General features: G+C 61.8%; 13 protein-coding genes and 1 pseudogene. 5 read left to right on the plus strand and 9 right to left on the minus strand.

Translation table 11 applies throughout. The annotated features are described in order from the left end of the window. Window positions 1–38: 38 nt before the first annotated feature. The gene (locus ACZ889_RS20525; protein WP_003247896.1) at window positions 39–995 is read left to right on the plus strand and encodes an AraC-like ligand-binding domain-containing protein; all 957 of its coding nucleotides are present in this window, start codon (window positions 39–41) and stop codon (window positions 993–995) included. Between the two features lie 59 nt (window positions 996–1054). Here the strand turns inward: ACZ889_RS20525 and ACZ889_RS20530 are convergent, their stop codons facing one another. Both ACZ889_RS20530 and ACZ889_RS20535 read right to left on the minus strand, forming a co-directional pair. After that, window positions 1055–1948, minus strand: a complete 894-nt coding sequence (locus ACZ889_RS20530) for a DUF2950 domain-containing protein (protein ID WP_476257761.1) — start codon at window positions 1946–1948, stop codon at window positions 1055–1057. Further along, complete coding sequence (locus tag ACZ889_RS20535) at window positions 1945–3411, minus strand: DUF3300 domain-containing protein (protein ID WP_180689843.1); 1467 nt, start codon at window positions 3409–3411, stop codon at window positions 1945–1947. The genes ACZ889_RS20530 and ACZ889_RS20535 overlap by 4 nt, the downstream gene beginning before the upstream one ends. A 245-nt stretch (window positions 3412–3656) precedes the next feature. Between ACZ889_RS20535 and ACZ889_RS20540 the strand changes: the two genes are divergently transcribed. Further along, window positions 3657–3908 (plus strand): hypothetical protein, encoded by a 252-nt coding sequence (locus ACZ889_RS20540; protein WP_064614264.1) that lies wholly within the window; start codon window positions 3657–3659, stop codon window positions 3906–3908. A gap of 81 nt (window positions 3909–3989) precedes the next feature. Further along, complete coding sequence (locus tag ACZ889_RS20545; protein ID WP_180689842.1) at window positions 3990–4709, plus strand: TorF family putative porin; 720 nt, start codon at window positions 3990–3992, stop codon at window positions 4707–4709. Here ACZ889_RS20545 and ACZ889_RS20550 read toward each other — a convergent pair. The 3 genes from ACZ889_RS20550 to ACZ889_RS20560 form a co-directional block, all read right to left on the minus strand. Next, window positions 4706–5578, minus strand: a complete 873-nt coding sequence (locus tag ACZ889_RS20550; protein WP_108078117.1) for a DMT family transporter — start codon at window positions 5576–5578, stop codon at window positions 4706–4708. The genes ACZ889_RS20545 and ACZ889_RS20550 overlap by 4 nt on opposite strands. Before the next feature lie 331 nt (window positions 5579–5909). Continuing rightward, complete coding sequence (locus ACZ889_RS20555; protein ID WP_180689840.1) at window positions 5910–6944, minus strand: RHS repeat-associated core domain-containing protein; 1035 nt, start codon at window positions 6942–6944, stop codon at window positions 5910–5912. 144 nt (window positions 6945–7088) lie between these two features. Beyond that, window positions 7089–7511, minus strand: coding sequence for a RidA family protein (locus tag ACZ889_RS20560; RefSeq protein WP_180689839.1), 423 nt, complete (start codon window positions 7509–7511; stop codon window positions 7089–7091). Between the two features lie 345 nt (window positions 7512–7856). On the opposite strand from ACZ889_RS20560, the gene ACZ889_RS20565 reads away from it, so the two are divergent. Continuing rightward, the gene (locus ACZ889_RS20565) at window positions 7857–8183 is read left to right on the plus strand and encodes a hypothetical protein (protein WP_180689838.1); all 327 of its coding nucleotides are present in this window, start codon (window positions 7857–7859) and stop codon (window positions 8181–8183) included. 44 nt (window positions 8184–8227) lie between these two features. On the opposite strand, the gene ACZ889_RS20570 is transcribed toward ACZ889_RS20565, so the two are convergent. Together ACZ889_RS20570 and ACZ889_RS20575 are read right to left on the minus strand one after the other, a co-directional pair. Further along, window positions 8228–8440 carry a PLDc N-terminal domain-containing protein gene (locus ACZ889_RS20570; protein WP_003247877.1) on the minus strand — a complete coding sequence of 71 codons (213 nt, stop codon included), beginning with the start codon at window positions 8438–8440 and terminating at the stop codon, window positions 8228–8230. A gap of 103 nt (window positions 8441–8543) precedes the next feature. Next, window positions 8544–9015 (minus strand): annotated as a pseudogene (locus ACZ889_RS20575) (FAD/FMN-containing dehydrogenase). Between the two features lie 161 nt (window positions 9016–9176). Here ACZ889_RS20575 and ACZ889_RS20580 point away from each other — a divergent pair. Beyond that, on the plus strand, window positions 9177–10184 hold the full coding sequence (locus tag ACZ889_RS20580) for a GlxA family transcriptional regulator (RefSeq protein ID WP_003247873.1): 1008 nt from the start codon (window positions 9177–9179) through the stop codon (window positions 10182–10184). Between the two features lie 38 nt (window positions 10185–10222). Here the strand turns inward: ACZ889_RS20580 and ACZ889_RS20585 are convergent, their stop codons facing one another. Further along, entirely contained in the window at window positions 10223–10906 is a 684-nt protein-coding gene (locus ACZ889_RS20585; protein ID WP_004577026.1) for a TetR/AcrR family transcriptional regulator, read from the minus strand. 148 nt (window positions 10907–11054) lie between these two features. Next, entirely contained in the window at window positions 11055–11939 is an 885-nt protein-coding gene (locus ACZ889_RS20590) for an NHL repeat-containing protein (protein ID WP_014753381.1), read from the minus strand. Window positions 11940–12099: the final 160 nt, after the last annotated feature.

Genomic DNA, 12099 nt, shown 5'->3' on the forward strand with positions numbered 1-12099 from the left:
CTTTTTTCAATGCTGCCCTCTTTGAAAAAGGACCCACCATGCCCACAGAACTCTCGACCCACGGCTGGCCACAGCCTGAACGCCAGGCACGCTGGGCCGAAGCCATCAGTGACACCTATTTCCCACTGAGCCTTGAGTTTGCTGCCGGACAGCCATTCGATGGCCACCTGCAGCGCTGGAGTACGCCGAGTACGCCGCTCAGCCTGTCGCGCCTGCGGTCCAGCCAGCTGGGTTACTCGCGCAGCAACGCGCACATCGGCCAGGACCATGAAGCGTTCTACCTGGTGACCGTGCCGCATGGCAGCGAGGTGCACTTCGAACAGGACGGCCACCAGATCAGTTGCAGCCCGGGCGGTTTCATCGTCGAGCGCGGCGATGCACCCTACCGCTTCCACTACGGCACGCAGAACGACTTGTGGGTGCTCAAGCTGCCCGAGCGTGCGCTCAAAGCCAACCTGCTGGGGCACAAGCGCTATACCCGGCATTGCTTCGATGCCCGTCAGGGCCTGGGGCGCATCTTCGTCGAGCAACTCGACCTGTGTGCCCGCCATTTCGACACCAGCCCCCCGGCAGCCCGGCATCTACTGCTGGAACAGGCCTCCGCCACCCTGCTGCTGGCCTTGCAACAGGATGAGCGCGTGCTGGGCAGCGAAGGCAGCAACCTCAGCACCCTGCACCTGACGCGGGTCGAGCAGTACGTGCAGCAAAACCTGGGTGACCCCGAGCTGTCGCCACAAACCATCGCCAGCGCCTGTGGGCTGTCGCTGCGTTATCTGCACAAGTTGTTCGCGATCACGCCCTACACCCTTGGCGAGTGGGTACGCCGTCAACGCCTGGAGGCCGTGCACCGGCAACTGCTTGACCCGCATTGCCACCTGGCGATCGGCGAACTGGCATTTCGCTGGGGCTTTGCCGATCAGGCGCAGTTCACCCGGGCATTTCGCCAGCAGTATGGGTGCACGGCGAGCGAGGTGCGGGCTACGCGTGCGCACTGATCACAACAACGGAAAATGGCCCGCTTCCACAGGGGCACCGTCGCGTTGGCTTGGCGGGCTCAATCCCCCGCCACCACATCCACCACTTTCCAGCTGTCGTCCGGGTCGAAGCGTTTCATCTCCTTCGCCAGCCTGTCGCCATGCGGCCCGAGGTCTTTCTCGAACACTTGGCCGTCATGGCTGATCATGAAGCTCATCACCCCGGTGTCGTCGTACTTGGCCGGCCAGGCGACCATGGCGAAGCCACGGCTCATCTGGTTGCCGATCAGGTAGCTGTAGGCACCGCCCGGGGCGGATGGACCCTGTGCGTCCAGGATGCGGAAGTGGTAGCCATACCAGGCGTCACCGACCACATCCTGGCCGAACAGCGGGCCCAACGGGCTGACGTCACCGTCGCCATTGTCATCCCAATACAGCCCGTCATGCTTGCCCGGCTCGCTGAAAATCTTCTGTGCGTACTCCAGCGCACCATCTCCGTTGTGGTCCTGGGTGGCGTAGTCCATTTGCGCATCGTGATAGGCCAACAGCGACTGCAGAACACCCAGCTCGTTGCGCCCGATGCGACGGGCGCGAATTTCGGCACTGCCCGCCTTGAGGTCGAAACGCCAGCCCTGGCTGGTTCTGGTCAGCGGTATGGGCAAGGTCCAGTGACCGGTGCCCACCGCCAGGATGGCCTTGCCCTCGCCTGACATGTCGATGCTGTGCTGTGCGCGATACTGCTCGAGAAAGGTATCCACATCGCTGCGTTGTACACCACCGCGCGGTATATAGGTGCGCCAGTCATCGCCCAGCAACTGAGCCAGGCGGGCTTCATCAGGTTTTTCCTGGCCCAGCGCCGCGACAAAGGCTTCCACGGCCTTCTCCGGCGTTGGGAAGGCTTGCTGGGCGGCGGCCATGAACGACCAGGCCAAACCTGCCGTCAGCAGCAATGCAGCCAGTGTTGGGCGCTTCATCGACGGCCTCCTGCGCCGCGACGCGCGGGCGCACTGGGCCGGGAGATCGGGTGCCCGGCGGCACGAGACGCACCGGGCCGCTGAGCGAACGACTGGCTGGTACGGCCGCGGTTGGCCTGCACGCTGGTGCGCGACGGCGAGCGCACACCGTCGAAGGCATTGTTGCGGGCACGGCCTGCCGTATTGGCAGGACGGCTCTGCGCCGGCTGCCGCACCTGGCCGTCGCCCTGCCGGCGTTGATTGGCCAGGTTGCCGTTCTGCTGGCGGCCTTGGTCATTGCGGGTTTCCTGCCGACGGTCAGTCGCCCGCGCGCCATCATCACGGGACGGCATGCGGTTGCCGTCAGGATTGCCTGCCTTGGCCTCGCGCATTTGCTCGCGGGCCTGACGGTTACTGGTAGCCGGCCGTTCGATACCTGCGCGGTCCATCGATGCCCGGGCTTTGTCTCGGGCCTGGGCCCGTTGGGCGTCGTCGCCGCGGAACGCGGTGCGCTGAGTGGCACCGTCCAGCTGGCGGCCGTACTGCTGACGGCTGCGAGAATCACGGTATGGCACACCGTCGCGGTTGGCGGCATTGTGCTGCCATTTGTTCTGGTTGTTGGTGATGCGGTTGTTGACGTTGAGGTTGTTGTAGCGGTTGACGTCAATGTCGATGTCATTGTTGTCCCAGTCGCAATCGCCCCACAACGAGGCGACGATCGCCACGCCGGTACCGAAGGCCAGGCCGGCCACCAGCGCGGAACCGGGGTAGTACATGGGCGGCGGCGGGTAATACACCGGCGGCGAGGCCGGGTAGGCCCACGTACCATAGGTGGTGGTCGGGTTATAGCTGGGCACATACACCACTTGCGGGTCGGCCGGCGCGATGACGATGGTGGTGGGCGGGCTGCTGGCCGCTGCCCCTTGGGTGCTGCTGCCGCTTGCGGCTGGCGCCGGTGCAGGTGCGGTCTGCACGGTGACGTGCTGGTACTGGCTGCTCTGCAGATTGCCGGCGGCCTGCGCCTGGTGGCGCAAACGCTGCACGCTGCCCATGACATCATCGGGCTGGGCGAGAAAAGCATCGCCCAGGCGCTGCACCCACACCGGGTCCTGGCCAAGCGTTGCCAGCACCTGCGGGAAGGCCACCAGTGCCTGTACGCTAGGGTCCCAGGGCTGCTTGGCCACTTGCCTGACCGCATCGTCGCCGGTGGCCTTGGGGTTGGCCTTGGACCAGGTCACGGCTTCATTGACCTGCCCCGGGTAGGTTGACGCCATCAGCACCTGAGCCAGCAACTGATCAGGGTACAAGGCAATGGGGGCCAGCATCTGGTCCAGTTGCTCCTGGGAGAACACCGGGTCCTTGGCCACGGGCGTGGCAGCGGATGGCGCCGGATCCGGCGCGGGCACGTCTTCGGCCAACACCAGGCCAGGGGCAGCGCTCAGGCAAAGCAGTGCCGACAGGACAGCAAACAATGGCATGCGCATCGCTTATCCCCATGAGGTCAGACCGCGTGGGTTAAGGGTAGCAATGGCAGTGCTTTTGACCAGACGAGGGGACGCAAACTTTTCGCGCTTCAACGGTGGGATGGTTGATGCGTTTGAGTCTATAGGTGCGCTTCGCCGGAATCGTCGATAGTCACTATCGAGCAGGGCAATTTCTACCGAACGCTGTGGCCGCATAACCTAGCGCCATCCCCACGCTGCCTCCTAGACTGCCCTGGAGCTAACCGATGAATACCTTGGCCCGCCAGCTGTCCGCCACCCTTGTCGTTTTTGCCATCGCCGTGATCAGCGGCTGTGCCAGCCACCCTGAACTGCGCCCGTACACCGCCGAGGAAACCCGCCAGTTGCAACTGGAAGCCTTACAGCGCCGCGGCCTGTCGCTGGACAATTACGAGCAGCAACGGAGGGTGATCCTGCGTGCCGGTAACCTGCCTGTCGTGACCGAGGCTGCCGACGCTGAACCTTCGACCAAAGGCTGAACGGGCTAACCGGCGGTTCCCTCCCTCCACTTGCGCAGGTATCCTCTACCGCTCAACCGCAAGCCTTCCAGGACGGAGACCATGATCAGGCCCCTTCTGTTGCTGAGTGCTGCGCTGCTTTTAAGCCCCGCGTCGCAAGCCCAGCAGATGAAACGCCAACTGGGCGATTTCGACTTCACACTCGGCACCACCCCCTCACGCAGCATGGCGCAAGGGCTTATCTCACCCAGTGCCGTTGGCGCATTCCATGGCGGGCTCGACCTCAGCCACCCCAATGGCTGGTACCTGGGCCAGTACGCCCCAAGCATGGGCGTCACCCCCAACTCGACCCTGCGCCTGGACAGCTACCTGGGTTACAAGCACCATTTCGACAGCAGCCTGGGCTACGAGGTAGGGTTGATCCATTACAGTCAGCCCAATATCGCAGGCCCCGACAGCTACGCCCTGTATGGGGGGATTTCGGTGCTGGGCAGCCGCTTCGGCGGGGCGCTGCGCGACAACCACGACAACCGCACGGGCACGCTGTTCGCCGACTTCGGCCATCTGCCGATGTTCGACGTCGACTTCACCGTCAAGCTCGCCCACCACCGCCTGGGCACGCCGTTCACCATTGGCGATGGCAGCCAGGTGAATACCTTTTCCGATTGGTCGCTGGAGCTGTCGCGGCCCTGGCTGGGCATCGACCTGAACCTGATCTACAGCAACTCCAGCCTGAGTGGCGCGAGCTGCGATGCCTATTCGGGCATCAATACCTATTGCGACAGCGTGGTCACGCTCAAGGCCCAGCGCAGCTTTTTTTAACGGCGCGGCGCCAGCGCCAGGGCAATGCCGCCCAACACCACCACACAGGCGATCAACAAACGCAACGACACCGGTTCGCCAATCAGGGCAACCCCGCCCAGGGCGGCAATCACCGGCACACTCAGTTGCAGGGTCGCCGCCTGTTGCGCACTGATCTGCCTGACCACGCCATACCAAACGGCATAGCCTGCGCCAGAAGCCAGCACACCGGAACCCAAGGCATACAACAAGCCAAGTGGCGTGAGGTGCGGGCCGGCACCCAGCAACAGCATCGGTAGCAGCAGCACAAGGCACGGCAAGCTGCGGGCGAAATTGCCGGCAGTGTCGGCCAGCGGCCTGGGCGAGCCTTTGCCCAGTAGCGTATACACCCCCCAGGCCACACCGGACAGGGCCATCAGCAAGGCACTGGCCAACGGCGGCGCGGACACGCCGGGCAACAGCAGCACCAGCAGGCCGGCAAAGGCAATCAGCATGCCCAGCAGCATGCGTACCGTGATGTGTTCGCCCCTGTACCACGCGAAGCCGAACATGGTGATCTGCACGGCACCGAACAGCAACAACGCCCCCACCCCTGCCCCCAGTTGCAGGTAAGCCGCAGAAAACAGGAACGCGTACAGGAACAGGGCCAAGCCGCCCCACCAACTGCCGCCCATGGTGTGCACCGGGCTGCGCAGGCGAATCAGCAACAGCAGAAACAGCGCGCCACTGGCCAGGCGGACCATGGTGAAGGACACCGGGTCGATGGCCCCGTCCTTCAGCGCCAGCCGGCAGAACACCGAGTTGGCGGCAAACGCCACCAGGCTGAAAAGGGCAGGCCAAAGCCAGGCGCTGGTCTTGCGGTCAGTAAGCGTGGTCGTGCCTGTACTCATGGTGTGGTCACCTCTGAGTGGGATTGTTGTTATAGCGGCATTTAGTCAGGACCGGCACCGATATACAAGGAAGAATCCACCGTGAGGATGGCACCGGCTACGCCGGTGTTCGCGGGTGAACCCGCTCCTACGGGCGACCGCACCGGCTTTTCAGGTTTTGAGCAAGACAATTGCTTCCACTGGTGCAGCGCGTACCTAAAACTTTCGCGATTCTATGCATGCCCCCAACACAAAAATTCGCTCTACGCGCTGTCTGAAACCTGACTAAACGTAAATATACTCGCCCCCTACTGCTGCAATAGAGTACTCAGACCCGCTGACAACTACAACATCAATCAGAACGCCAACTGGTAGACCCCCTCTTACCACGAATTCTTTTGAGTGCACGTGAAATAGTATCTGCAACCCTCTCAGCCGTTGAATGCGTCGGCTGAAGTTTACTATCCCTAAGCGCTCGCCGCACATTAACCCCAGCAGCAAGAGCATCGATCGCAATTACTCGCAGCTCATGTGATTTCTCTAGATCCAAACCCGGAAAAACATACCTATTCTCAGCATTGAAGCTCCTAAGTTCTTCAATATCGGTGCTATGAAGCTTCTGGCGCTTATAGATCCAGGGGTCTGAAGCCACCGTGCCTTTTCCTGCTCTCATACCAGCCATCGAGGATGACGTTAACTGACCAGAGCTTGATGCCTGACCACGCTGCAGGCTGCCTTGTACAGGTGCGCCTGAGGTGTTCCAACCCGGCTGCCCATTCAATATGTCTTGCACTGTTTCATCCATGAGCGAAGACGACATGTAATAGCCTTCGCTACTACGTCTTGGCCTTTTTTCAACCCTCCCAGACACAATGCGACTCATCTTCGCCTCTGACTTGAGCCCGGGCAGGCTGTTTGACCTCAATCTTGGTGAATGCCCATCGGGGTCACTGAAGTTGACCGGGTCGTTCATACAGTAGGCGTAACAGTTCAATCCACCTGCGCCAAAGGGGCTGAAACTGTCCGGACTGTGAAAACGCATCAAGGCAGGGTTATAGCTGCGATAGCCATTACCGAATAAATACTGGCTATTCACCAGCAAGTGACCATTGAATGCTGGCCGGTGCGGAGGAATGTCATGGGGGGTGTGATAGCCATAAGCATTGTAGGCAACCGACTCCCCCTGCGCCTGAGACTTGACCACGACCACTGTCTGCACTCCGTCTGTAGCCAATAACGCCGTGCGTGTAGATTCTTGCTCTAGCCGCGTTTCGGCTAATACCACTGGTTGCGCTCTAACGCACACCATGGCTGATGTACCCGATAAAGCTGTATGAACTTTATCCTGTTGCAAGAAAAAGTGCGTAGTTTTGTCAGAGTCGACCATCTGTTAGCTCCCGCATGTCGCTCTGAATCTTAGGCGCTGATGGAGATAAAACAACTGGTAAAACTAACAGGGCACTGCGTTATGGCACCGGCTACGCCGGTGTTCGCGGGTAAACCCGCGCCTACGGGCGACCGCGCCGGCTTTTCAGGTTTTGAGCAAGACGGCGGCTACTGCTTCGATCTCCACCAGCATGCCGTCCAGCGCCAGCCGGGGCACCGGTATCAGCGTGCAGGTCGGTTTCATGTGCGCCCCCCAGGCCCTGTCGGCCTCGGCCACCCATTGGTGCAGGCGCGCTTCGGAGTGCTCGACAATCAGCAGGGTCAGCTTGAACACCTGGGCCAGGCTGGCACCTTTCGACGCCAGGGCCCGCTCCAGGTTGGCCAGCGCCTGGCGGGCCTGTTCGGCGAACAAGGGTGACAACTGGCCCTGGCTATCCTCCCCACCCTGACCGGCGATGAACAGCAGACGGCTGTCAGCGCGCACTTCGGCGACATGGGAGTAGGCGTTGCCACTGGGGTCGTAGAGGCCTTCGGGGTTGCTTAGCTGGAATGCGCTTGATGGGGTCACGACAAGCCCTTGCTCGGTTGGAAGAGCGCCGGAGTATCAGACCTTAAGCTAACTCGAGGTCAAGCACGAAGTAGGGCATTTCGTACAAAACACCGTCATGTCGGAACCACGCGTGTGTTTGCGCAGTGGCTGTCAGGCCGTAGGCTCTGTACGAAAAGTCTTGAGACGCAGGTCAGGCAAGGCGAAAACAGCCGAGGAACGGCCGGGGTCGCGCCCGACTGTACTGGAGTACATGAGCATTCCGAGGCTGTTTTCAACGCAGCATGAACAAGTATCAAGGCTTTTCGTACAGAGCCTAGATTGCAAAGCCAGGCATGGAGGCCTTTAACCAACAAGGAAAAACCGATGAGCAAATTTGATTTTCAGCTGGCCTATACCATCAAGCCGCACAGCGCTCCACGCGATGAAACCGATGCGGCACAGGCACGTCTGCACCTGCGGGAAAAGCTCGGCCTGGACACCGTCGAGCACATTGAAACCACGCTGCTTGGCATGATCACGCTCAATGGCACCACCCTCGCTGACCGCAAGCGGGAAGCTGAAAAGCTGGTCCGCGATTACATCCATGACGCGCTCAAGGAACTGCGCGTACTGTCCGCCGTGAAGTTCTACGGCTGCCTGATGGTGGACGGGCTGGGGCCAGCCATGCGTTTCGACATCCTGCCCAAATGACCCTCGACGGCCTCAGGCGCCCCCGCGCCCGAGGCCGCAAACCGTCATTTTTCCTGCAGCACCGCCCTGCCCTTCACCGCCCGCGGCCCGCGCCAGGCCCAGAACAGCAAACCGGGGAAGGGTGCGTAGACCACGAAGACGATCCACAGCATCTTGCGCTCGGCGCGCCGTTCACTGCCGATGATGTGCCAGATGGCCCAGATCTCCAGCAGAATGACCAAGGCTGCGATGATGATCCAGATCGTACCGATTTCCATGAGCGCTCTCCCAATGGCATGTATTGGGTTGGGTTGCTGCAAGCGCTGAGGGTTCAGATTGATTTGACTCACCGCGCCTCTTTGCAGGCGCGGCGAAAAGGCCTTATTGCCGTGGTGCATTCTCCAGCGCAGCCTTCAACGCCGCTGCATCGGTGAACGCCCGCTGGTTGACCAGCACGCCCTGCTGCAGTTGTAACCACTGCACCTGGCCCTCCTGCCCGGGGTAACGGCTGGCCACTCGCCCATCACGGTCGAGCAGCACCCGGTAGCTGTAATCGCGCATGGCCGGGACAGCGAAGAGTTTGCTGATCAGCGCAGGCATGCGCTGAATGTCGGCCACGAATACAGCCGCGCGTGCTTCCAGGTAGCCCTTGGGCTGCTCGGCCAGTGCCGCCTTGACCAGCTTGGCACCGTCCATATCGCGCGCCACCAGCAGTATCTGCGTGTCGGCAGCAAGGCTGTAGGCCTGGTCGTACTGGTCGAGCAGCGTGAACGGGGCGAGCTTGTCGCCCTGCTCCAGGGCGTTGGCCAGCAACGGCAACAGGCTGAGCCATCACTACAGCGGCATATCTCATCAGGGGCATCCTCAATGACGGGAGGTCAGCATAGCGGTAAAGCGCCAGGACAGGCAGGTTTGCCTGAACACGACCTGTAATACGACACAGCCACCGGGGAGATTGTCTTTCCTCCGGGCACCGTCCACACTCTGCGGGCCAGCCAGGAAGCGGAGTTCAGAGTGCCCACGCCACGCCAGTTCAGCCAAAAGACCAGCACCAGCAACATGCTACGGCTCAAAACAAGCAGCGCCAATGCCCAGGCGCCCTATCGGGTCGACTTCATCCTGCTCGAACACTTCTCGATGGCCAGTTTCACGGTGGCCATGGACGTACTGGTCACGGCCAACCTGCTACGTGCCGACAGCTTCCAGTTCACCCCGCTGTCGCTGGACGGCGACCGGGTGCTCAGCGACCTGGGACTGGAACTGGTAGCCACCGAGCTGTCCGCTGCGGCGCTGAAGGAGCTGGACCTGTTGGTGGTCTGCGGCGGCTTGCGCACACCACTCAAGTACCCGGAACTCGATCGCCTGCTGGACGATTGCGCGGCCCACGGCATGGCCTTGGGCGGCTTGTGGAACGGCGCCTGGTTCCTTGGCCGTGCCGGGGTGCTGGACGACTACGGTTGCAGTATCCACCCCGAGCAACGTGCCAGCCTGTCGGAGCGCAGCCCGCAAACCCGCATCACCCCGGCCAGCTTTACCCTCGACCGTGACCGCCTCAGCGCCGCAAGCCCCAATGGCGCCATGGAGCTGATGCTGGGCCTGGTGCGCCGGCTGTATGGTGATGGCCTGGCAGAAGGCGTCGAGGAAATCCTGTCATTCTCCGGTGCGCGCTACCGCCAGGTGGGTCCTGGGGCGAAGAAGTCCATGAGCCTGCACCTGCGCACCATTGTCGAGCTGATGGAGAACAACCTGGAGGAAACCCTCAGCCTCGACCAGCTGGCCGCCTACAGCGGGCGCTCGCGGCGACAGATCGACCGCCTGTTCCAGGCCCAGCTGGGCACGTCGCCCCGGCGCTATTACATGGAGCTGCGCATCACCAAGAGCCGCCGGCTGCTGCAGTATTCCGACCTGTCGGTAATGGAAGTGGCAGTGGCCTGCGGGTTTGTCTCGGTGTCGCACTTCAGCAAGTGCTATGCGGCGTATTTCGGCTACCCGCCGTCGCGCGAGCAACGGCTGGGCGAGTGACCGAGGCCCTTTGAGCCAGCCCAGGCGCTCGAGCAATCTCAGGTACGAGGCTCGAGCTGGATATACCGCAACACCGCATCACAGATCATGGCTTTGTGGCGCAGCTTTATTTGCTCATCAGACAGGTCGATCTGGAAGATCTCGCCAAAGGTATGGCGGTTCGACACCCGGTAGAAGCAGAACGAGCTCATCAGCATGTGCAGGTCGATGACCTCGATGCCGGCGCGGAACACGCCTTCCTGAACGCCACGGCGCAGGGTGTTGCCCAGGGCCTCCAGCACCAGGCTGCTCATTTCGCGAATGGCCGGCGACTGCTTGACGTACTCGCCATAGTGGATGTTTTCGGTGCAGATGATGCGCACGAAATCGACGTTGCGGTCATGGTGATCGAAGGTGAACTCCACCAGCCGGCGGATCGCCTGCTCAGCCGGTAACGACTCCAGGTCCAGGCTCTGCTCGGTCTTGCGGATATCCCCGTACAACTTCACCAGGCACTCGCAATACAGCTGCTCCTTGCTGCCGAAGTAGTAGTAGATCATGCGCTTGGAAGTGGCGGTGCGTTCGGCGATGGCGTCGACGCGGGCGCCGGCCAGCCCTTGCTGAACGAACTCGTTGATGGCGGCCTGGAGGATGTCCTCGCGTGTTTTCTCAGGGTTGTTCTTGCGCGTTTTGCGCACCCCTTCGGTTTCAGGCTGGCCGAGGCCGACTACGGAATCACTCATACCCACTCACAGGCTGTTTATTGGAATGCCGGGATTATCCGTTAGCGCGGCCATGCAGGGAAGCACGCTGTTGGTCGGGTAGCCATGATGCCTTGGGCTCAAGCAGCGCGGTCAGCCTGCGGGCACTGATCATCAGCCAGGCGCACAGTCAGTTACGCTGGGCAGTCGCGGGCGCCGGCGCGGGCGTCAGGCGCAGCACGCGGTTACGCCCACCTTCAGCGAGCAGATAACCCCCGATACCATCGGCGATGATCGCCTGGGGAGCCTTGAGGAAAGTCAGCACCGTTTGCTGGCTGCCATCGGCATCGATGCGCAGCAGGCGCGCACGGTGTGTGTTGTCCTCGCTGATCCATAGGCCACGTTGATCACAATACAAGAATGTAGGGTTACGCAGACCATCGACCACCACCGGGTCGCTGCCATCGTCGGACAGGGAGCGGACCCTGCCATTGGCCTTTTCGGTGTACAGCAAGCGGCCATCGCTGCAGCGGGTCAGGCCTTCGGTTTCGGTCAGGCCGGACCGCAGTACCTCCAGCTGCCCGCTGCTCCAGTCATAGCGCATCAGGCGACCATTGCCCTTGCGGTCTTCGATGGCATAAAGATAGTTGCCTTCGTTCCAGAGGCCTTGCACGCTCTCGCCGTCGAACAGCCGGGTGACCTGGCCATCGCGGGACAGGCTGACAGGTGCCAGGCCACCTTCCTGGCTGAACACCCAGCCGCCCTGCGCCGCGACCATACCGTCGGGCTTGGACAGGTTATCGACCAGCACGACGCGCTCGCCGGTAGCCGTGATCTTGAGGATGCTGCCCCGGCCGTCATCCAGTTCACGGCTGACCAGCAGGCTGCCATCCGCCTGCGGTAACAACGAGGCGGCTTTGGTTACGTCGCGATGCAACACCTCAATATCCCAGCCGGTAGCGGCCTGGACCGGGTAGAAACTCTGCCACGCGAAGAAGCCCAAGGTGGCCGCGAGCAGCCCGGAGGTGGCAGTCAAGGCGATGCGGGCGCTGCGCTTGCGCAGGATGTGCGGCATGAAGGGGCTCCTCGGAATCGTTGCGGATCCTAGCAAGCGAATGTGAAAAAAATGTCGAAAGCTGCACAAACGGGTGCTGCAGGACCCGCCGATCTCAGCCCATGGCGCCTCCAACAACGATAGGCACCCCGCTACTAAAAACAAAAGGATATAAAAATAA

The sequence above is a fragment of the Pseudomonas sp. TE3895 genome, assembly GCF_056278855.1.

Coding starts and splice junctions, on each gene's coding strand:
- ACZ889_RS20525 (WP_003247896.1), top strand. CDS start 39: ATGCCCACAGAACTCTCGACCCACGGCTGGCCACAGCCTGAACGCCAG.
- ACZ889_RS20530 (WP_476257761.1), bottom strand. CDS start 1,948: ATGAAGCGCCCAACACTGGCTGCATTGCTGCTGACGGCAGGTTTGGCC.
- ACZ889_RS20535 (WP_180689843.1), bottom strand. CDS start 3,411: ATGCGCATGCCATTGTTTGCTGTCCTGTCGGCACTGCTTTGCCTGAGC.
- ACZ889_RS20540 (WP_064614264.1), top strand. CDS start 3,657: ATGAATACCTTGGCCCGCCAGCTGTCCGCCACCCTTGTCGTTTTTGCC.
- ACZ889_RS20545 (WP_180689842.1), top strand. CDS start 3,990: ATGATCAGGCCCCTTCTGTTGCTGAGTGCTGCGCTGCTTTTAAGCCCC.
- ACZ889_RS20550 (WP_108078117.1), bottom strand. CDS start 5,578: ATGAGTACAGGCACGACCACGCTTACTGACCGCAAGACCAGCGCCTGG.
- ACZ889_RS20555 (WP_180689840.1), bottom strand. CDS start 6,944: ATGGTCGACTCTGACAAAACTACGCACTTTTTCTTGCAACAGGATAAA.
- ACZ889_RS20565 (WP_180689838.1), top strand. CDS start 7,857: ATGAGCAAATTTGATTTTCAGCTGGCCTATACCATCAAGCCGCACAGC.
- ACZ889_RS20570 (WP_003247877.1), bottom strand. CDS start 8,440: ATGGAAATCGGTACGATCTGGATCATCATCGCAGCCTTGGTCATTCTG.
- ACZ889_RS20585 (WP_004577026.1), bottom strand. CDS start 10,906: ATGAGTGATTCCGTAGTCGGCCTCGGCCAGCCTGAAACCGAAGGGGTG.
- ACZ889_RS20590 (WP_014753381.1), bottom strand. CDS start 11,939: ATGCCGCACATCCTGCGCAAGCGCAGCGCCCGCATCGCCTTGACTGCC.